Raw genomic sequence first — 19,783 nt, 5'->3', positions numbered from 1 at the left:
TCAGGCGACTCCACACAGCGTGCGCAGGTGCGCGGTGTCCAGGTGTTTTTCCACCAGGTCCGCCAGGCGTTCGATATCACGCTCGCGCAGGGCCTGGTAGTCAATAGTCTCTGCATCGGCCAGCCCCGCCCAGCGCAGCAACGCGGCGCACGACTGGCTGCCTTCGAACAGGCCATGCAGGTAGGTGGCGAGGATTTGCCCATCGGCGCTGATGGCGCCGTCGCAGCGGCCATCGTCCAGCTGCACGGCGGGGCGTTCCAGGGCCGGGCCCTGGGTGACGCCGGCATGGATCTCGTAGCCAGAAACCGGCGCGTTTTCCAGGGTCACGGTACCGGCAACGTTGCGCAGTTGCTTGTCGGCCTCCAGTACCGTGGCGTAGTCCAGCAGGCCCAGCCCAGGGCTGGAGCCCGCAGGCCCTTCCAGGCCCAGCGGGTCGTGCACCTGAGCCCCGAGCATCTGCAGGCCGCCGCAGATGCCGATGAGCTTGCCGCCATAGCGCAAGTGGCGGGCAATGGCGGTATCCCAGCCCCGCTCGCGCAGTTGCGCCAGGTCGCCACGCACGCTTTTCGAGCCAGGCAGGATGATCAGGTCGGCAGGCGGTATCGGCTGGCCGGGCCCGATGAACTGCAAATCCACTTGCGGGTGCAGGCGCAGCGGGTCGAAGTCGGTGTGGTTGCTGATGCGCGGCAGCACCGGCACGATCACCTTCAGCACGCGCTCCCCTTTGGCCACCTGGCGTACATCGATGCCGTCCTCGGCCTCCAGGTGCAGGTCAGTGACATACGGCAACACGCCCAGCACCGGCTTGCCAGTACGCGCTTCGAGCCAGTCCAGCCCAGGCTGCAGCAAGGCGATGTCACCGCGGAAGCGGTTGATGACGAAGCCTTTGACCCGCGCCTGTTCACTCGGAGACAGCAGCTCCAGCGTGCCCACCAGGTGAGCGAACACCCCACCGCGGTTGATGTCGGCCACCAGGATCACCGGGCAGTCGACCGCTTCGGCAAAGCCCATGTTGGCGATGTCGCCGGCACGCAGGTTGATCTCTGCCGGCGAGCCCGCACCTTCGACCATCACCACCGGATACGCGGCGCTCAGGCGCTGGTGCGACGCCAGCACCGCTTGCATGGCGATGGCCTTGTAGTCGTGATAAGCCACTGCATTCATGCTGGTGACCGCGCGACCGTGGATGATCACCTGGGCGCCAGTGTCGCTGTTGGGCTTGAGCAGCACCGGGTTCATGTCGGTGTGCGGCGCCAGCCGGCAAGCCTGGGCCTGCACAGCCTGGGCCCGGCCGATTTCGCCACCGTCGGCGGTCACTGCGCTGTTCAGCGCCATGTTCTGCGGCTTGAACGGCACCACGCCGACACCCTGGCGCAACAGCCACCGGCACAGCGCGGTCACCAGCGTGCTTTTGCCGGCATCGGAGGTGGTGCCTTGCACCATGAGCGTGGTCATGCCGTTTCCTTTTGATAGTCGGTCAGGGCCTGGGCCAGGCGCTGCTCGTCCGCCGCACTGGCAGGCAAGCCCAGGCGCACGGCGGCGGGCTGCTCGAACAGGCGCACCAGGATGCCGCGCCGGGCAAGAAAGTCATGCAAGTGCGCGGCACGCTCGCTGCGCACGTACTGGAACAGGTCGCAGCCGCCGCTCGGCGCCAGCCCGGTGCTGTGCAACAACGCAGCGAGGCGCTGGCTGCTGGCGGCGCAGCGCTCGATCTGCACCTGGTGGGCAACGTGGTCGGCAAAGCAGGCTTGGGCCAGCACCCGCGTGGGGCCGCTGACAGTCCAAGGGCCGAGCAACTCAGCCAGCCGCTGCAGTACGCTGGGCTCAGCCGCAACAACCCCCAAACGCACACCGGCCAGGCCAAAAAACTTGCCGAACGAGCGCAGCACGATCAGGCCAGGCCGTTCGGCGCAGTCGACCACGCTATGGGCGGGGGTGTTGTCCATGAACGCCTCGTCGACCACCAGCCAGCCCCCATGCGCCGCCAGTCGCCCATGCCAGTCGAGCAGGCGCTCCCGGCTGACCTGGCGGCCGGTCGGGTTGTTGGGGTTGACCAGCACCAGCACATCGAGGCTGTCGAGCGCGCCTTCCACCTGGGCTTCATCCAGTTCGACCAATGTGTGCCCTGCCCGTTGCCAGGCATACGGGTGCTCGGCATAGCATGGGGTCAACACACCGACCCGGCCCGCCGGGCGCAGCAATGGCAAGGCCTGGATCGCGGCCTGCGAGCCAGCCACCGCCAACAGCTGGCGGGTGCCGTAATACTGCCGAGCGGCTTCTTCCAGGCCGTCTTCGGTCTCTGGCAGGCGCGCCCAGGCGTCGAGTGGAATCGGCGGGATCGGGTAAGGCCAAGGGGCAATGCCGCTGGACAGGTCGAGCCAATGTTCACGCGCGATCCCGTAGTGACGCACCGCACGCAGCAGACGACCACCGTGTTCAAGCATTCCAGTAAGCTCCCAGGCAGATCAGCAGTACCCACAGCCACACGCCCCGCTGCACCAGGCTCCAGCCGCGCTCGATGGCATCGGCATCGGCCATTGGCCCTTCGCCCAGGCGCGGCCGCTCATGCAGTTCACCGTGATACACCGCCGGGCCGCCCAGCTCGACCCCCAGCGCGCCGGCACCTGCCGCCATCACGGGGCCGGCGTTGGGGCTGTCCCACAGGGGCCCCTGGTTGCGCCAGCAGGCCAGGGCCAGGCGGGTTTTGCCAAGCAGCGCGTAGGTCAGCGCCACCAGCCTTGCGGGAACATAGTTGAGCACATCGTCGATGCGTGCCGCGCACCAGCCAAACCGCTCGAAGCGTTCGTTGCGATAGCCCCACATGGCATCCAGGGTATTACTCAAGCGGTACAACACCACGCCAGGCGCGCCCGCCACCACGAACCAGAACAGCGCGGCGAACACCGCATCGCTGCCGTTTTCCAGCACTGACTCGGTGGCCGCCCTGGCCACGGCGGGCTCGTCCAGCTCGCGGGTTTCACGGCTGACCAAGTAACCGACCCGCCGCCGCGCCTCTTCCAGGTCACCCTGGCGCAATGCGTTCGCCACCGGCAGCACGTGCTCGCCGAGGCTACGCAGACCCAACGCGCAGTACAGCGCCAGCACGTCGACCAGCCAGCCGATGTACGGCAGCCAGGACAGGATCAGTGCAACCAGGGTCAGCGGCACCACCGCGAGGAACCAGGCGCTTACGCCGTGGCTGCGCCAACCGCGCCCTCCAGCATTCAGGCGACGCTCCAGGTTGGCGGCCATGTTGCCGAACGCCACCAGTGGATGACGCCGCTGCGGCTCGCCCAGCAAGGCATCCAGGGCCACCCCGGCCACGGTCAGCAAGGCAACGCTCATGGCTGCTCCCCCCATTGGTTGTGATACAGCAGGTCACTCAAGGGGCGTTCTTCTGCCCAGTTTTCCAGCACCAGCATCGGTGCCGGGTAAAATTCGGCCACAGGCCCCAGGCACAGCACCGCCACCGGCTTGGCCCCCGCCGGCATGCCCAGCAGTTCGGCCAATGCCACGGGGTCGAACAGCGATACCCAGCCCATCCCCAGGCCCTCGGCACGCGCCGCCAGCCACAGGTTCTGGATAGCGCAGGCCAGCGAGGCGAGGTCCATTTCCGGCAAGGTACGGCGGCCAAAGATGTGCGGCTCGCGCTGGTCCATCAACGCGGCCACCAGCAGTTCAGCGCAATCGTTGATGCCTTCGACCTTGAGCGTCATGAACGCATCGGCGCGTTCGCCCAGTGCATCGGCCGTGCGCAGCCGCTCTTCTTCGACCAACGCCTGGATGCGCGCACGCAGGTCGCGCTGGGTGATGCGGATGAACCGCCAGGGCTGCATCAGCCCGACGCTCGGTGCCTGATGCGCCGCGGCCAACAGGCGGGCGAGCAACGCCGGTGCCACCTCGCCACCGGCAAAATGGCGCATGTCGCGGCGTTCGCCGATGGCCCGGTACAGCGCGGCGCGTTCGGCGTCGCTGAAAGCGTGTTCGCTCATGGTCGCAACAGCGCCGCCGCCGCGTTCGGGTTGGAGGGGAAGTAGAAGTGCACGTAGGAAGCCGTCAGGCGGCCCAGGCGATACACCGCCTCGTTGCCACGCCCGCCATTAGGGCTCAGCCCCCGGGCGATCGGCGTCAGCTCGGTGTTGGTGAGCGAGTGATGGTAGGTGTGGCCACGCAGGGTGCCTTCGGGCAGTTCCACTGCCTGCAGGGCCAGTGCGGCCAGGCGCTTCTGCATGGTCGCCTCGCCCGTCAGCAAGCCGAGCAGTTCGGCACGCTCGCCCGCTACGTCGGTCAGTGCGTCGAGCAGGTAAAGCATGCCGCCACACTCGGCCAGCAACGGCTTGCCCTGGGCATGATGATCACGGATCGCCGCGCACATCGGCGTGTTGGCCGCCAGTGCGTGGTGGTGCAGTTCCGGGTAGCCGCCCGGCAAGTACAGGCTGTCCACATCGGGCAGTTCGCGGTCGTGCAGCGGCGAGAAGAACACCAGCTGCGCGCCGAGGTTGCGCAGCAGGTCGATATTGGCACCATAAAGGAAGGCGAACGCCTCGTCCCGCGCCACGCCAATGCGCACACCGGCCAATGAAGCGGCGGCCGGCTGCGGTTCCGGCTCGGCAAACGCCACGGGCGGTGGTAAAGCGGCATCGCAACTGGCACCCAGCGCTTCGGCCGCAGCATCCAGGCGGGCATCCAGGTCGTTCAGCTCGCTGGCCTGGACCAAGCCCAGGTGGCGGCTGGGCAGCTCGATACCGCGCTCACGTGACAGGCCGCCGTACCAGCGCAGCCCTTCGGTCAGGCTGCCTTCTAGCAGCTGCGCATGGCGCAAGCTGCCGACCCGGTTGGCCAGCACGCCGGCGAATGGCAGGTCGGCCTGGTAACGCGCCAGCCCCAGGGCCAGGGCGCCAAAGGTCTGGGCCATGGCCGTGCCGTCGATCACCGCCAGCACCGGCACGCCGAAATGGCGCGCCAGGTCGGCGCTCGACGGGGTGCCGTCGAACAGGCCCATGACCCCTTCGATCAAGATCAGGTCAGCCTCAGCGGCTGCTTCCCACAGCAGGCGACGGCTTTCCTGCGCGCCGATCATCCACAGGTCGAGCTGGTAGACCGGTGCGCCGCTGGCACGCTCCAGGATCATCGGGTCGAGAAAATCAGGCCCACACTTGAACACCCGGACCTTACGCCCAAGGTTACGGTGCAGCCGGGCCAAGGCTGCGGTCACAGTGGTCTTGCCCTGGCCGGAAGCCGGCGCCGCGATCAACACGGCCGGGCAATGTCGCAGTTCACTCACAGTTCAACGCCCTTCTGCGCACGGATACCCGCCTGGAAGGCGTGCTTGAGCATGCCCATCTCGGTGACGGTATCGGCCAGTTCGATCATTTCAGGCTTGGCCGCGCGGCCGGTAACGATCACGTGCTGCATCGGCGGGCGGGCTTGGATGTCGGACAGCACTTGATCGAGGTCGAGGTAGCCATGCTTGAGCGCGATGTTCAGTTCATCGAGCACCACGAACTGCACGGCCGGGTCTTGCAGCAGCTGGCGCGACACGACCCAGGCGGCTTCGGCAGCGGCGATGTCGCGCTGGCGGTCCTGGGTCTCCCAGGTGAAGCCCTCGCCCATCACGTGGTAGCGCACCTGCTCCGGGAAGCGCCGGAAAAACAGCTCTTCGCCGGTGCTGTTGCGGCCTTTGATGAACTGCACCACGCCGCACTGCATGCCGTGGCCCAAGGCGCGGGCGAGCATGCCGAAGGCCGAGCTGCTCTTGCCCTTGCCGTTGCCGGTCAGCACCAGCAACAGGCCGCATTCATTGGGGGAATTGGCGATGCGCTCGTCGATGATCGCCTTTTTGCGCTGCATGCGCGCCAGGTGGCGTTCGTCGCGTTCGGTGGGTTCGCTCATCAGGGTTCTCCGCAGGCTGACGCCACGCGAGAAGCGGCGACAGGTCGATAGGCAGGCAGACGGAGAACGCGCAGGAGCCGTGGCTGGACACCACGGTGCACCGCGCATCACCCTCCGTGATGCCGTTGGCTGAATCAGGCCGGTCTCCGGGCTTGTGAGCGGGCCTTGGCCCACGCCTGCGCGCCTTCCCGGATGCTGGCATCCAGTGGCTGTGCGCGACATTTGACTCACTTACCGTTGCGGGGGCAGCGCCGGGCTCGCGCCTTTGCTGGCGCCCACCGGCTTCCCAGTTTCACCCTGCCCAGACGGGGCTGGCAGGGCACCTGAAACACGCGCGAAGGTTAGAGGGTTGGGGCGGGAGCGTCAATCGAACGCGTTTGCCTTGTGGGCGGTGGTTATGCACCGTGAGCGGGAAAGAAGCGTTCCACCCGTACCGCTTTGCGCTTCTGTTTACGTTAAGCCCCCCCTCTCGTAGGCAAGAAACCACCGCGCAGAGTCACAGCTGTATGCTGCCGCCGGCTGAACCACTGCTGTACAGCCATGCTCTGAACTTTGAGCAAGCAACTTTAGAGGGCGGCGCACATGAAACGCATCGGTATCCTCTTACCCTGGGCGATGGGCGCCTGCCTGTCGGGCTGTGGCGAGACTGCCCTGCTGGACGTCAGTGAAGGCAGCGGGCCCACACCGCAATTGCCCACACCTAACAAGACCCTGATCCCGACCGTCAACGTCGCACCCGCCATCGGCTGGCCGGACGGCGGCAAACCCAAGGCTGCAGCCGGCACGCAGGTAACGGCCTTCGCCGACAAGCTCGACCACCCGCGCTGGCTCTATGTGTTGCCCAACGGCGATGTGCTGGTGGCTGAAACCAACGCCCCGCCCAAGCCTGAAGATGGCAAAGGCCTGCGTGGCTGGGTGATGGGCAAGGCGATGCAGCGCGCTGGCGCCGGCGTGCCGAGCGCCAACCGCATCACCTTGCTGCGCGATGCCGACCATGATGGGGTCGCGGAAGTGCGCACCACCTTCATCGAAGGGCTCAATTCGCCCTTCGGCATGGCGCTGGTGGGCAAGGACTTTTACGTGGCCGACACCGACAAACTGCTGCGCTTTCACTACGAGCCCGGGGCTATGCACATTCGCGGCGAGGGCCAGCAGGTGGTCGAACTGCCAGGCGGGACGCTTAACCATCATTGGACCAAGAACGTGATCGCCAGCCCCGATGGCAAGAAGCTCTACGTGACGGTGGGCTCCAACAGCAACGTGGGGGAAAACGGCCTGGACAAGGAACAGGGCCGTGCGGCGATCTGGGAAGTGGACCCTGCCAGCGGCCAGCAGCGCGTGTTTGCCAGCGGCCTGCGCAACCCCAACGGCTTGGCCTGGGAGCCCCACAGCGGCGCACTGTGGACGGCGGTCAACGAACGTGACGAGATCGGTAGCGACCTGGTGCCGGACTACATCACGTCAGTCAAGGATGGCGGCTTCTATGGTTGGCCCTACAGCTATTACGGGCAACACGTCGACCAGCGGGTCGAGCCCCAGGCCCCGCAGAAAGTTGCTCAGGCACTGATGCCGGACTACGCGGTGGGCCCGCACACGGCATCGCTGGGGCTGACGTTCGCCGAGCCTGGCGTGTTGCCGCCGCCGTTCGTGCAGGGGGCATTCGTGGGCCAGCACGGCTCGTGGAACCGCAAGCCGCACAGTGGCTACAAGGTGATCTTCGTGCCGTTCGACGCGACCGGCAAACCTGTCGGCAAACCGGTCGACCTGCTGACGGGGTTTCTGAATGACGAAGGCAAGGCCATGGGGCGACCGGTGGGGGTGATCAATGATAAGCGCGGCGGTTTGCTGGTGGCGGATGACGTGGGGAACGTGATCTGGCGGGTGAGCAAGGCCTTGTAGGAGCAGCCTTGTGCTGCGAAGAGGCCGGTGAAGGCCCCTTACCTCTAAGACTTATGCACCGGCCTCTTCGCAGCGCAAGGCTGCTCCTACACAGTCAGCGATCAACTGCTGACTGCGCAGTGCCTCAGGGATTCTGCGCCAGGTGCCCTTGCGGAATCACGCGCTTGGCCTGTAGGTAAGCCTTGGCCCAGTAGCTGTTCGACAGGTAGTCCAGGCGCACCGTACCGCCGGTGGACGGCGCATGCACAAAGCGCCCTTCCCCAACGTAGATACCGGCATGGCTGACTTGCGAGCCGCCACTGGTGGCAAAGAACACCAGGTCACCCGACTGCAGCGCCTTGGCATCCACGGTGGGCGCGCGCATGACGATCATCTCACGCGTCGAACGCGGCAAGCTGATGCCGGCGGCATCGCGGTAGACATACTTGATCAGGCCGCTGCAATCGAACCCGGAGTCGGGCGTATTGCCGCCCCAGCGATAAGGCGTGCCCACCAGCCCGATCGCACGGATCAACACGTCGTCGGCAATCGGCGAACCATCCGGTTGGCTGTAGGTAACCTGCGGCTGAACCACAGGGGCCGGCGCAGGCGCGCGGCTGGAGCAGGCAGCAAGCAATGCCACCAGGGAAAGGAATGCGAAGCGCGCCATCATTACCATGGCCAGAACATCCTGTCTGAGACCGCTGGACCGCAGCCGAAAAGTGTTGAGAATTTAGATTAGACGCTTTCTGTAAATGCGCACGGCGGCGAGCTTTTTTCAAAGCATCGCCGCCGCGGCAGGATATATCATTTTGACATCAGTTGCGCGCGATGTTGGTCGGCGCCATCGCCAAGGCACGCTTGGCTTCGATGAAGGTCTTGCTCCAGTAGCGATCACCGAGGCTGTCGATGCGCACACCGCCGCTGCGGCGGCTGCTGGAGTGGATGAACTGGTTGTCACCCAGGTAGATGCCCGCATGGCTCACACGACCACGACCATTGGTGCTGAAGAACAGCAGGTCGCCTGGCTTGAGCTTGTTGCGCGCCACTTTCGGGGCATCGACGTTGATCATTTCACGCGTCGAACGCGGCAAGGTCATGCCGGCTTCTTCGCGGAACAGGTAACCGATGAAGCCGCTGCAGTCGAAGCCGGACTTCTCCGAGGTACCACCGAAGCGGTAGCGGGTGCCGATCAACGACATGCCGCGCTCGAGAATGCTGTCAGCCAGAACTGGCAACTGGTAAGGCTTGCTGCTGCTGGAGAAGGCCTCCAGGTCATCTTCAGTGGCCAGCTCTTCCGGTTCGCCGAATACCGACGAAGACGAGGCTTTGGCCTTGAACGCCGACTGTGCGGCGATCGGGGTGTGATCCTGGGGCTGAGATACCGGGGCTTGTGCCGCGCAGCCAAAAAGCAGGGTCACGAGTGCGAGGGGCACGAGGGGTGCGAAGCGCTTTAGCATGGGCACGACCGTGTCAGTAATCCTTTAGAAGGGGGAAACTATGCCCTCTATCATGGCCATTTGCAAATTTTATCGAAAAAGATGTGACTTTTTCGTTTTTCCGCTCTGGCCCAAGGATTTCAGGGGCTTACCAGCCCAGGGTTTCCTTCAGGAAGGGAATGGTCAGCTTGCGCTGCGCTTGCAGCGATGCCTGATCGAGGCGCTCGAGCAGGTCGAACAACGCGCTCATGCTGCGGGTACCGCGGGTGAGGATGAAATGACCAACCTCATCGGTGAGGTGCAGGCCACGGCGCGACGCGCGCAACTGCAGGGCACGCAGCTTGTCTTCATCAGACATGCCGCGCATCTGGAAGATCAGCGCCAGGGTCAACCGCGACTTGAGGTCAGCCAGTTTGATAGGCAGTTCGCGCGGCGAGCTGGAGGCCGCTAGCAGCAAGCGGCGGCCACTGTCGCGCAGGCGATTGAAGAGGTGGAACATGGCCTCTTCCCAATCAGCCTTGCCGGCAATTACGTGCAAGTCGTCGATGCACACCAGCTCGTATTGCTCGAGGTGGTCGAGCAATTCGACACCGCGCTCGAGCAACTGCGCCAACGGCAGGTAGACGGCGGGCTCGCCCAATTGCTGGAAACGGTGGGTTGCAGCCTGCAACAGGTGAGTGCGGCCGACACCCTGCTTGCCCCACAGGTAGATGAGGCTCTCGGTCCAGCCGGCGTCAGCTTCGCATAGGCGCTCGACGTAGCCCAATGCCGCAGCATTGGCGCCCGGATAGTAGTTGATGAAGGTGGCGTCATCGCGCAGGCGCACACCCAGGGGCAACTGGATCGGTGGTTTCATGCTCGCGGGCGGTCGCTAGGACCACGGGGGGCCTTTGGTGAACAGTGTGCAAAGTCTATACCCGGAGCGCGGGCGGCACAATCAGTGAGCAGAAGAGCGCAAACAAAATCAACAAGTTGCAGCTCTTTATGGGGGCCTTTCGGCCCCACCTCACAATTCTGGATCGACATCTGCGCCATACATGTCCGACTCTTTGTACAAATCGTGCGCATGCCGCAGCAGCACCATGATCACCGCCGCCACCGGCAGCGCCAGCAGCACCCCGGTGAAACCGAACAGCTCACCACCGGCAAGAATGGCGAAGATCACCGCCACCGGGTGCAGGCCGATGCGGTCGCCCACCAGCAAGGGCGTCAGCACCATGCCCTCAAGCGCCTGGCCGACCATGAACACCGCAACGATGCCCAGCATCGGATACAAGTCACCGCCAAACTGGAACAAGCCGGCCACCAGCGCCGCGCCGATACCAATGATAAAGCCCATGTACGGCACGATCGCTGCCAACCCCGCCAGCATGCCGATCAGCAAGCCGAGCTCGAGCCCCACCAGCATAAGCCCTGCAGAATAGATGACGCCCAGTGCGAGCATGACCATCAGTTGGCCGCGGACGAACGCGCCCAGTACCTCATGGCACTCCCCCGCCAACTCCACGATCTGCGGTTCGCGGTGGCGCGGCAGCAGGCTGCGCAGCTTGGCCATCATCAGGTCCCAGTCACGCAGCAGGTAGAAGCCCACCACCGGGATCAACACCAGGTTGGCCAGCCAGGCGATCAAGGCCAGGCTTGACGCCGTGGCCTGCGACAGTACGACACCGACGATGTCGGTGGTCTGGCCCATGTGCTCGCCAATGGCGGCCTTGATCTTGTCGAACTTCCAGAAGCCGTCGGCCAGGCCAAGACGGTGTTGCACCCAGGGCAACGCCACGTGCTGCAGCCAGTCGAGCATCTGCGGCGCCAGTTCGTACAAACGCACCAGCTGCTTGGCCAGCATCGGCACCAGCACCAGCAGCAAGGCCATGAGTATCAGGGTGAACAGGCTAAACACCACCACCACGCCCCAAGTGCGGGACAGCCCCAAGCGCTCCAGGCGGTCGACCAGCGGGTCTGCCAGATACGCCAGCAGGATGCCAATCAGAAAGGGCGTCAGAATATGGTGCAGGCTATATAACAGCACGGCGATCAGCAGTGCAGCGCCCAGCCAGATCCAGCGGCGCATATCGGTAACCATGGGTACTCCTTACCAGCGAAAACGCAGGCCGTCGAACGGCTTGGGCACATCAGGTTGCTCGGGGCTCACGCCTGTTGCAGCAGCAGGCACGGCAGGGGCAACGGGCGCCGGCTCAGCCGGTACCTCCTGCAACTTGGCAAGGCCGAGTTGGGCACGTAATTGGTCGCGGTTGGCCGTGACACCGTAAGTCAGCGTGCTGCCTTCAACCATTTGAAGCCGCGGCCCATAGGGTTCGAGTACGCGGCTCAGTTCGGCGTAGCGTTGCAGGTTCATCCCCTGCACCTGAACCTGCTGCTGGCTGCTGGCGCCTGGGCGGGTCACATAGCGCGGCGCCAGGCGGCTGCTAACCGCCAGCATCACCGCGTCGGCCAACGCCGCCTGGTCGGCGCCCTCGGCACTGCCCTGCTCGTGCTGGTCGCCTACCCACAGCTGCCATTTGCCTTGCCATTTGCCATCCGCCTCTTGGGCGTGTACCGCCAGCAGGGCATCGGCCGCGTAACGCTCGGAAGCTTCGCGCAGCGGTTTTGGGTCATTGCCTTCGACCTGCTTGGCATTGGCCACCAACTGCTCTTGCAGGTCAGCCAGCGGCAGCCGCAATGGCAGGCCCCGGTGCTGGGCGGCACGGCGCAAGGGCTGGGCGGCGGATTGGCCGTCACCCACCAGGTTGCTGCCCTCGGCGTTTTCGTTGAGCCACCAGCCGAGGATCGATGGCCGGTTGCTGCCCCACAGGGCCAGGCCGGCCTTGCGCAAGGCGCGTTCGGTGCTGCCGGGGTCGAACTCGACCAGCACGGACTCGGGCGGGCCGGCTTCGGTACCGACCTGGTTGATGATTTGCTGCGGGTCTTTGCGCAGCTCGGCCAATGCCGGGCTTTGCGCCGCCTTCGGGTCACCGGTCAGGCGCAGGACCAACGTCTCGAGTGCCTTGCCGGTGGCCTGGGTACGGGCTTCAGCGCCCTGCCCCTGAAGTGGCTCGCGCACCTGATAAAGCCCGGAGACGCTCTCGGCTTGCGCGGCTAGCGAGATCAGGGCAAGACAACCTGCTGCCAGAGTGTTGAAAAGACGCATGGAGGATTCCTGTCCAGAAACAAGGTGGAACGGCCGTTGTCATGCAGGCTGTGACCGCGGTGGAACGAAAAATGCTCCTATATGGCTTACACCTTATACAGGGGCGCGCATGACTGCCAGGCGCAGGCCATGGGATTGTGGGTGTTTTCACGATCGAGCGCCGCCCGCGCGGCGCTTCGCAGCACAAGGCTGCTCCTACATTTTGTGGCCAATTATTCCTGAATGATGGGCGACCGCCTCATTAACTCCCTACCCAAAAAGCCTTTTTAACGCTTTCAAGCCCTGCCCGTCGGCCTGAGGATGGCCGCTGCACGGCAACCCTGATAAAATCGCGCGCCTTCACAGACCTCTGACGTTTCAGGCAGCCGCCGCAGTAAAGCCGGCCTTGGCCGTCACGGTCGTTTTTAAGAATCCCTCCCTCCTAAAGGCCTGGATCAATGAGCAAGCAACCCTCCCTGAGCTACAAGGACGCCGGTGTAGACATCGACGCCGGCGAAGCACTGGTCGAACGCATCAAGGGCGTGGCAAAACGCACCGCACGCCCTGAAGTCATGGGTGGCCTGGGTGGCTTCGGCGCCCTCTGCGAGATCCCGGCCGGCTACAAGCAGCCGGTTCTGGTCTCCGGCACCGATGGCGTCGGCACCAAGCTGCGCCTGGCCCTGAACCTGAACAAGCACGACAGCATCGGCCAGGACCTGGTTGCCATGTGCGTCAACGACCTGGTGGTGTGCGGCGCCGAGCCGCTGTTCTTCCTCGACTACTACGCCACCGGCAAGCTGAACGTTGACGTCGCCGCCACCGTGGTCACCGGTATCGGCGCAGGCTGCGAACTGGCGGGCTGCTCGCTGGTCGGTGGTGAAACCGCCGAAATGCCTGGCATGTACGAAGGCGAAGACTACGACCTGGCCGGCTTCTGCGTCGGCGTGGTAGAAAAAGCCGAGATCATCGACGGCTCCAAGGTTGCCACCGGCGACGCGCTGATCGCCCTGCCGTCTTCCGGCCCGCACTCCAACGGCTACTCGCTGATCCGCAAGATCCTCGAAGTGTCCGGCACCGACATCGAGAACACCCAGCTCGACGGCAAGCCACTGACCGACCTGCTGATGGCGCCGACCCGCATCTACGTCAAGCCGCTGCTGCAACTGATCAAGCAGACGGGCGCAGTCAAGGCCATGGCCCACATCACCGGTGGCGGCCTGCTGGACAACATCCCGCGCGTGCTGCCGAAAAACGCCCAGGCCGTGGTCGACGTGGCCAGCTGGCAGCGTCCAGCGGTATTCGACTTCCTGCAGGCGCAAGGCAACGTTGACGAGCATGAAATGCACCGCGTGCTGAACTGCGGCGTCGGCATGGTCATCTGCGTAGCCCAGGACCAGGTCGAAAACGCCCTGAACGTTCTGCGCGCAGAAGGCGAGCAGCCTTGGGTCATCGGCCGCATCGAAGAGGCCGCCGAAGGCGCCGCCCAGGTCGAGCTGCAGAACCTCAAGGCACACTGATGCCGAGCAAGACCTGCAATGTAGTGGTATTGCTGTCGGGTTCCGGCAGCAACCTGCAAGCCCTGATCGACAGCTGCCGCGGTGAAGACAGCCCGGTGCGCATCCGTGCGGTGGTGTCCAACCGCGCCGATGCCTACGGCCTGCAACGCGCCGCAGCCGCTGGCATCGACACCGCCGTACTGGACCACACCGCCTTTGACGGTCGTGAAGCCTTCGATGCCGCGCTGATGGCGCGCATCGACGGCTTTGCGCCAGACCTGGTGGTGCTGGCCGGCTTCATGCGTATCCTCAGTGGCGGCTTCGTCCGCCACTATCAGGGCCGCCTGCTCAATATCCACCCGTCGCTGCTGCCCAAGTACAAGGGCCTGCACACCCACCGACGGGCCCTGGACGCAGGCGACGCCGAGCATGGCTGCAGCGTACACTTCGTCACCGAGGAACTCGATGGCGGCCCACTGGTCGTACAGGCTGTGGTACCGGTGACGTCGGACGACACCGCTGAAAGCCTGGCCCAGCGGGTTCACCACCAGGAACACCTGATCTACCCGTTGGCCGTGCACTGGTTCGCCGAGGGGCGCTTGCGTCTGGACGAGCACGGTGCCTTACTGGATGGCCAGCCCCTGGCGGCCAGCGGTCATTTGATTCGATCCTAGGAGACTTTATGCGTCGTGCCCTGCTCTTGGCTCTCGCCGTGCTCGCCCTGCCCCTCCAGGCAGCTGATCTGAAGCCTTTTTCGGCCAGCTACACCGCCGACTGGAAGCAGCTACCCATGAGCGGCACCGCCGAGCGCAGCCTGGTGAAGAATGCCAACGGTACCTGGGACCTTAATTTCAAGGCTTCCATGATGATCGCCAGCCTGACCGAGCAAAGCACCCTGCGCTTGGAAAACGACACCCTGCTGCCGCAGAAGTACCACTTCGAGCGTGGCGGCCTGGGCAAGGCGAAGAAGGTCGACCTGAACTTCGACTGGACCAGCAAGAAAGTCACCGGTAGCGACCGTGGCGATGCGATCAACCTGCCGCTCAACCGCGGCGTGCTGGACAAGTCGTCCTACCAACTGGCGCTGCAGCATGATGTGGCGGCCGGCAAGAAGAGCATGACCTACCAGGTGGTCGACGGTGACGAGATCGACACCTACGACTTCCGCGTCCTGGGCACCGAGAAGGTGACCACCAAGACCGGCCAGGTCGATGCGGTCAAGGTCGAGCGCGTGCGCGACCCTAGCCAGAGCAAGCGCATCACCGAGCTGTGGTTCGCCAAGAGCTGGGACTACCTGCTTGTGCAACTGCGCCAGGTCGAAACCGATGGCAAGGAGTACGTGATCGTGCTGCAGGATGGCACGGTCGATGGCAAGCCGGTGAAGGGTAACTGATCCGCAGCCTGAAGCACCCGGAGCCCCGCCTTGTGCGGGGCTTCTTTTTGAGGTGCTTGCCACAGCATCTTCAGCGCCTATGAGATCGAGCGCCGCCCGCGCGGCGCTTCGCGAGCAACGCTCGCTCCTACGTTTGTTTTTGGCCAGTAACGCCTGTGACAGGCGCACGCGACCGCCTGGTTTGTTCGACGCGATATCGAGTCACGCGCCAAGGCGGTCGCGCGCGTTTGCTCCAGGAATAATTGGCCCGAAACAAACGTAGGAGCGAGCGTTGCTCGCGATGCGCCGCGCGGGCGGCGCTCGATTTGCGCCCCACACTCAAATCCCAAGCCAAGCACCTGGCAGCCTTCACCCTCTCTCAGCAAGCAAACCGCAGCCCCTGAGCTACATGAAACTTGTTTCATCCCTGTTTTATTTACTTAGCCTGCTAACAAACTCTATAAAGGAGGTGTGCGACACAATGTCGCAACCAACCTAGCAGTGGAGTTTACCGATGACAGTCCAAGTAACCGAACGCGACGAATCGAAAATGTCCCACGAAGGCCTGGCCGCTGGCGTGCGGATCTGGGATGTGCACCAACAAGGCCAATTGGTCGGGATGTTCCACAATGAGCACGAAGCCCACCAGTACCGTGTAGAGCTTGAGGACCTGGAAAGTCAGCGCACTACACAATGACCCTGCAATGCCACAGTCTTTGAACAAAAAACCCCGCCTAGGCGGGGTTTTTCATGCTTACCACATCAAATCGTCAGGGATCTTGTAAGCCGCGTACGGGTCATCGTCGTCGGCTTCCTCGACATGGGTGTTGAGCAACAGTACGCGATGCGGGTCGCGTTCCTGAATCTTCACCGCCGCTTCACGCGGAATCACTTCGTAGCCGCCGGCAAACGACACGACCGCAAGCGAGCCATTGCTCAGCTTGCTGCGCATCAGGGCATTGACGGCAATGCGCTTGACCTTCTTGTCGTCGACGAAGTTGTAGTAGTCCTCAGTGTTGAGCTTGGGCAGGCGGGTCGCTTCGATCAATTGCTTGATCTGCGCGGCGCGGGCCTTTTGCTCGGCCTTTTCCTGCTGCTGGCGGTTCAACTCCTGGTCACGCTTGGCCTTTTCAGCCATGGCTTCCTTGGCCAGGCGCTGCTGGGTGTCGTCCACCTCGACCTGGCCCTTGTGCTCCAGGCGCTTTTGTTTCTTCTGGGCTTTATTGGTCTGCGAGACCTGTTTCTGGTTGACCAGACCGGCTTTGAGCAATTGGTCGCGAAGGGAAAGGCTCATGAATGTTCACTCACTTAACAGCTCAGCCGCAGCTGGGCAGGTTCTTTTCCTGACGTTTGGCTTCACCCCAAAGGGCATCCAGCTCGTCAAGGTTACAGTCTTCGATGGGCCGACCGCTGTCGCGCAATGCCTGTTCGATAAAACGGAAACGTCGCTCGAACTTGCGATTGGCACGGCGCAGGGCATGTTCCGGGTCTTGCTTGAGGTGGCGGGCCAGGTTGACGGTGGCGAACAACAGGTCGCCGACCTCATCTTCCAGCGCATCGGCATCACCGTCGGCCATGGCCTGCAGGACTTCGTCCAGTTCCTCGCGGACCTTGTCCAGCACCGGCAATGCGTCGGGCCAGTCGAAACCGACCGTGGCCGCACGCTTTTGCAGTTTGGCTGCCCGCGACAATGCAGGCAATGCCGTTGGCACGTCATCGAGCAGCGACAGCTGTTCGGGTTCGCTTTTTTCGGCGCGCTCCTCGGCTTTGATCTCTTCCCAGCGCGACTTGACCTGGGTCTCGCTCAAGCTGGGCGTGTCCACCGGTGCATACAGCTCGCCGGTGGGGAATACGTGCGGGTGGCGGCGGATCAGCTTGCGGGTGATGCTGTCGACCACCCCGTCAAACTCGAAACGCCCCTCTTCCCGGGCCAGCTGGCTGTAGTAGACCACCTGGAACAACAGATCGCCCAGCTCACCCTGCAAGTGCTCGAAATCGCCGCGTTCGATGGTGTCGGCAACCTCGTAGGCTTCTTCGATAGTGTGCGGGACGATGCTGGCGTAGTCCTGCTTCAAGTCCCACGGGCAGCCATATTGCGGGTCGCGCAGGCGGGCCATGAGGTGCAGCAGGTCTTCGAGGGTGTAGGTCATAGGGCTATTCCTTGGCGGGGGCTTTGCCCCCGATCGCCGGCAAGCCGGCTCCCACAGGTACTGCACAGGCCTTGAAGCCAGTGGGATAGCTGTGGGAGCTGGCTTGCCAGCGATGGGCCGCAAAGCGGCCCCAACTCACAGGGTTCAAGGGGTACGGTTACGCCGCGTCTCGATGATGTTCGGCAACTGCGAGATCCGCCCCAGCAAGCGCCCGAGCGCATCCAGGCCCGGAATCTCGATGGTCAGCGACATCAACGCCGTGTTGTCTTCCTTGTTCGAGCGGGTGTTGACCGCCAGCACGTTGATCTTCTCGTTGAGCAGCACCTGCGACACGTCACGCAACAAGCCTGGGCGGTCGTAGGCACGGATGACGATGTCGACCGGGTAGGTCTGCACCGGGATCGGCCCCCAACTCACCTGGATCATCCGCTCTGGCTCCTTGCCTGCCAGTTGCAGCACCGAGGCACAGTCCTGACGGTGGATGCTTACACCGCGGCCCTGGGTGATATAGCCGACGATGGCATCGCCCGGCAGCGGCTGGCAGCAGCCGGCCATCTGCGTCAGCAGGTTGCCGACACCCTGGATCTGGATATCGCCGCGCTTGCCGGTACGCGGGCCCGTGGGCTTGCGCTGCACCAGCTCGATCTGCTCGATACGCTCAGGCTCCAGCAACTGCTGGGCAGCGTTGACCAGGTGAGCCAGGCGTAGATCACCCGCGCCGAGCGAGGCGAACATGTCTTCGGCGGTCTTGACGTTGGTCTTCTCGGCCAGGCGCTCGAAGTCCACCTGCGGCAGGCCCAGGCGGCTGAGTTCGCGCTCGAGCAAGGTCTTGCCGGCGGCGACGTTCTGGTCGCGTGCCTGCAGCTTGAACCAGTGAACGATCTTGGCCCGTGCCCGCGAGGTGGTGACGTAACCCAGGTTGGAGTTCAACCAGTCACGGCTGGGGTTGCCGTGTTTGCTGGTGATGATCTCGACCTGCTCGCCGGTCTGCAGGCTGTAGTTCAGCGGCACGATACGCCCGTTGATCTTGGCGCCGCGGCAGTTGTGGCCGATTTCGGTGTGCACGCGGTAGGCGAAGTCTAGCGGCGTAGCGCCCTTGGGCAGGTCGATGGCATGGCCGTCCGGGGTGAACACGTAGACCCGGTCCGGCTCGATGTCGACGCGCAGCTGCTCGGCCAGGCCGCCGATGTCACCCAGCTCTTCATGCCACTCGAGCACCTGGCGCAGCCAGGAAATCTTCTCTTCGTAGTGATTGGAGCTCGGCTTGACGTCGGTGCCCTTGTAGCGCCAGTGGGCGCAAACCCCAAGCTCGGCTTCCTCGTGCATGCCGTGGGTGCGGATCTGCACCTCCAGCACCTTGCCCTCCGGGCCGATCACCGCCGTGTGCAGCGAGCGGTAGCCGTTTTCCTTCGGGTTGGCGATGTAGTCGTCGAATTCCTTGGGGATGTGCCGCCACAGGGTATGCACGATACCCAGCGCGGTGTAGCAATCGCGGATCTCCGGGACCAGCACACGCACCGCACGCACATCGTAGATCTGGCTGAATTCCAGGCCTTTGCGCTGCATCTTGCGCCAGATCGAATAGATGTGTTTCGCCCGGCCACTGATGTCGGCATTCACGCCGGTGGCCAGCAGTTCGTTCTGCAGCTGGTTCATCACGTCGCTGATGAAGCGCTCGCGGTCCAGCCGGCGCTCGTGCAGGAGCTTGGCGATCTGTTTGTACTGGTCGGGTTCAAGGTAGCGGAAGGACAGGTCTTCCAGCTCCCACTTGATGTGACCGATGCCCAGGCGATGCGCCAGGGGGGCATAGATATCGAACACCTCGCGCGCGACGCGCAGGCGTTTTTCGTCGTCGGCGGCCTTGACCGCACGGATTGCGCAGGTGCGCTCGGCCAGCTTGATCAGTGCAACGCGCACGTCGTCGACCATGGCCACGAGCATCTTGCGCAGGTTCTCGACCTGCGCCTGGGAGCCCAGCACCAGCGACTGGCGCGGGCTGAGGCTGGCACTGATGGCCGCCATGCGCAGCACGCCGTCGATCAGCTTGGACACCACCGGGCCAAAACGCTGGCTGACTTCAGCCAGGGTCACCTTGCCTTCACGCACCGAACGGTAAATGACGGCGGCTACCAGCGAATCCTGGTCGAGCTTGAGGTCGGCGAGAATCTCGGCGATCTCCAGGCCCGCCTGGAAGCTGGACGTACCGTCGGCCCAGGAATGCTTGGCAGGGTTACCCTTCTTCTCGACTTCGTGAGCGAATTCGCAGGCCTCTTTCAGCGCTGCGCGATCCAGGGCTGAATCGACGCTTACCACATGATCCAGCCATGCTTCGAGATTGATACTGCCGTCAGTGTTGACCGGCTGGTGCACTCTCACCTGTACCATCTTTGTTTTACCTTTCCATACAGCGCACCACGCGGGTGCGCAGG

19 protein-coding genes and 1 riboswitch are annotated in these 19,783 nt (G+C 64.0%); of the genes, 5 read left to right on the top strand and 14 right to left on the bottom strand.

What is annotated here, in order from left to right:
- Genes HU764_RS04245 through cobO form a run of 6 tightly spaced genes read right to left on the bottom strand, consistent with a single transcriptional unit; the run spans position 1 to position 5,892 of the window.
- Positions 1–1,455: a cobyric acid synthase gene (locus tag HU764_RS04245; RefSeq protein ID WP_085272765.1), complete on the bottom strand. Its 1,455-nt coding sequence runs from the start codon at positions 1,453–1,455 to the stop codon at positions 1–3.
- Entirely contained in the window at positions 1,452–2,444 is a 993-nt protein-coding gene (gene cobD / locus HU764_RS04240) for a threonine-phosphate decarboxylase CobD (RefSeq protein ID WP_186702976.1), read from the bottom strand. Before cobD ends, HU764_RS04245 begins: the two co-directional genes overlap by 4 nt.
- The gene (gene cbiB, locus HU764_RS04235; protein WP_186702975.1) at positions 2,437–3,345 is read right to left on the bottom strand and encodes an adenosylcobinamide-phosphate synthase CbiB; all 909 of its coding nucleotides are present in this window, start codon (positions 3,343–3,345) and stop codon (positions 2,437–2,439) included. Before cbiB ends, cobD begins: the two co-directional genes overlap by 8 nt.
- Entirely contained in the window at positions 3,342–3,992 is a 651-nt protein-coding gene (gene bluB / locus HU764_RS04230; protein ID WP_085272762.1) for a 5,6-dimethylbenzimidazole synthase, read from the bottom strand. Before bluB ends, cbiB begins: the two co-directional genes overlap by 4 nt.
- Positions 3,989–5,284 carry a cobyrinic acid a,c-diamide synthase CobB gene (locus HU764_RS04225; RefSeq protein WP_186676105.1) on the bottom strand — a complete coding sequence of 432 codons (1,296 nt, stop codon included), beginning with the start codon at positions 5,282–5,284 and terminating at the stop codon, positions 3,989–3,991. The genes bluB and HU764_RS04225 overlap by 4 nt, the downstream gene beginning before the upstream one ends.
- Entirely contained in the window at positions 5,281–5,892 is a 612-nt protein-coding gene (cobO, locus tag HU764_RS04220; protein ID WP_186702974.1) for a cob(I)yrinic acid a,c-diamide adenosyltransferase, read from the bottom strand. Before cobO ends, HU764_RS04225 begins: the two co-directional genes overlap by 4 nt.
- Before the next feature lie 120 nt (positions 5,893–6,012).
- A riboswitch (cobalamin riboswitch) is annotated at positions 6,013–6,234 on the bottom strand.
- 240 nt (positions 6,235–6,474) lie between these two features.
- Here cobO and HU764_RS04215 point away from each other — a divergent pair.
- Positions 6,475–7,791 (top strand): PQQ-dependent sugar dehydrogenase, encoded by a 1,317-nt coding sequence (locus tag HU764_RS04215; protein ID WP_186702973.1) that lies wholly within the window; start codon positions 6,475–6,477, stop codon positions 7,789–7,791.
- Positions 7,792–7,915: 124 nt separating this feature from the next.
- Here HU764_RS04215 and HU764_RS04210 read toward each other — a convergent pair whose 3' ends face one another.
- From HU764_RS04210 to HU764_RS04190, 5 genes are all read right to left on the bottom strand, one after another.
- Positions 7,916–8,449 carry a C40 family peptidase gene (locus HU764_RS04210; RefSeq protein ID WP_099453169.1) on the bottom strand — a complete coding sequence of 178 codons (534 nt, stop codon included), beginning with the start codon at positions 8,447–8,449 and terminating at the stop codon, positions 7,916–7,918.
- A gap of 139 nt (positions 8,450–8,588) precedes the next feature.
- Positions 8,589–9,230 carry a C40 family peptidase gene (locus HU764_RS04205; protein WP_186676100.1) on the bottom strand — a complete coding sequence of 214 codons (642 nt, stop codon included), beginning with the start codon at positions 9,228–9,230 and terminating at the stop codon, positions 8,589–8,591.
- 127 nt (positions 9,231–9,357) lie between these two features.
- On the bottom strand, positions 9,358–10,065 hold the full coding sequence (hda, locus tag HU764_RS04200) for a DnaA regulatory inactivator Hda (RefSeq protein WP_027595859.1): 708 nt from the start codon (positions 10,063–10,065) through the stop codon (positions 9,358–9,360).
- A 150-nt stretch (positions 10,066–10,215) separates the two neighbouring features.
- A complete protein-coding gene (locus HU764_RS04195) occupies positions 10,216–11,292 on the bottom strand; it encodes an AI-2E family transporter (protein WP_186676096.1) in 1,077 nt (358 codons plus the stop codon).
- Between the two features lie 9 nt (positions 11,293–11,301).
- Positions 11,302–12,357: a DUF2066 domain-containing protein gene (locus tag HU764_RS04190; RefSeq protein ID WP_186702972.1), complete on the bottom strand. Its 1,056-nt coding sequence runs from the start codon at positions 12,355–12,357 to the stop codon at positions 11,302–11,304.
- Between the two features lie 437 nt (positions 12,358–12,794).
- Between HU764_RS04190 and purM the strand changes: the two genes are divergently transcribed.
- The 4 genes from purM (at position 12,795) to HU764_RS04170 (ending at position 15,901) form a co-directional block, all read left to right on the top strand.
- On the top strand, positions 12,795–13,853 hold the full coding sequence (gene purM, locus HU764_RS04185; RefSeq protein WP_027595856.1) for a phosphoribosylformylglycinamidine cyclo-ligase: 1,059 nt from the start codon (positions 12,795–12,797) through the stop codon (positions 13,851–13,853).
- Entirely contained in the window at positions 13,853–14,506 is a 654-nt protein-coding gene (gene purN, locus HU764_RS04180) for a phosphoribosylglycinamide formyltransferase (RefSeq protein WP_186702971.1), read from the top strand. The genes purM and purN overlap by 1 nt, the downstream gene beginning before the upstream one ends.
- An 8-nt stretch (positions 14,507–14,514) precedes the next feature.
- Complete coding sequence (locus HU764_RS04175) at positions 14,515–15,225, top strand: DUF3108 domain-containing protein (protein WP_027595854.1); 711 nt, start codon at positions 14,515–14,517, stop codon at positions 15,223–15,225.
- Between the two features lie 493 nt (positions 15,226–15,718).
- Positions 15,719–15,901, top strand: coding sequence for a hypothetical protein (locus tag HU764_RS04170; RefSeq protein ID WP_027595853.1), 183 nt, complete (start codon positions 15,719–15,721; stop codon positions 15,899–15,901).
- Positions 15,902–15,958: 57 nt separating this feature from the next.
- On the opposite strand, the gene HU764_RS04165 is transcribed toward HU764_RS04170, so the two are convergent.
- From HU764_RS04165 to relA, 3 genes are all read right to left on the bottom strand, one after another.
- The gene (locus HU764_RS04165; protein ID WP_099453166.1) at positions 15,959–16,498 is read right to left on the bottom strand and encodes a DUF2058 domain-containing protein; all 540 of its coding nucleotides are present in this window, start codon (positions 16,496–16,498) and stop codon (positions 15,959–15,961) included.
- 22 nt (positions 16,499–16,520) lie between these two features.
- A complete protein-coding gene (gene mazG / locus HU764_RS04160; RefSeq protein ID WP_027595851.1) occupies positions 16,521–17,354 on the bottom strand; it encodes a nucleoside triphosphate pyrophosphohydrolase in 834 nt (277 codons plus the stop codon).
- 144 nt (positions 17,355–17,498) lie between these two features.
- A complete protein-coding gene (gene relA, locus HU764_RS04155) occupies positions 17,499–19,739 on the bottom strand; it encodes a GTP diphosphokinase (protein ID WP_027595850.1) in 2,241 nt (746 codons plus the stop codon).
- Positions 19,740–19,783: the final 44 nt, after the last annotated feature.

This window comes from Pseudomonas kermanshahensis (assembly GCF_014269205.2).
Lineage (GTDB): Bacteria > Pseudomonadota > Gammaproteobacteria > Pseudomonadales > Pseudomonadaceae > Aquipseudomonas > Aquipseudomonas kermanshahensis.
This window is presented reverse-complemented; position numbering and strand designations above follow the sequence as displayed.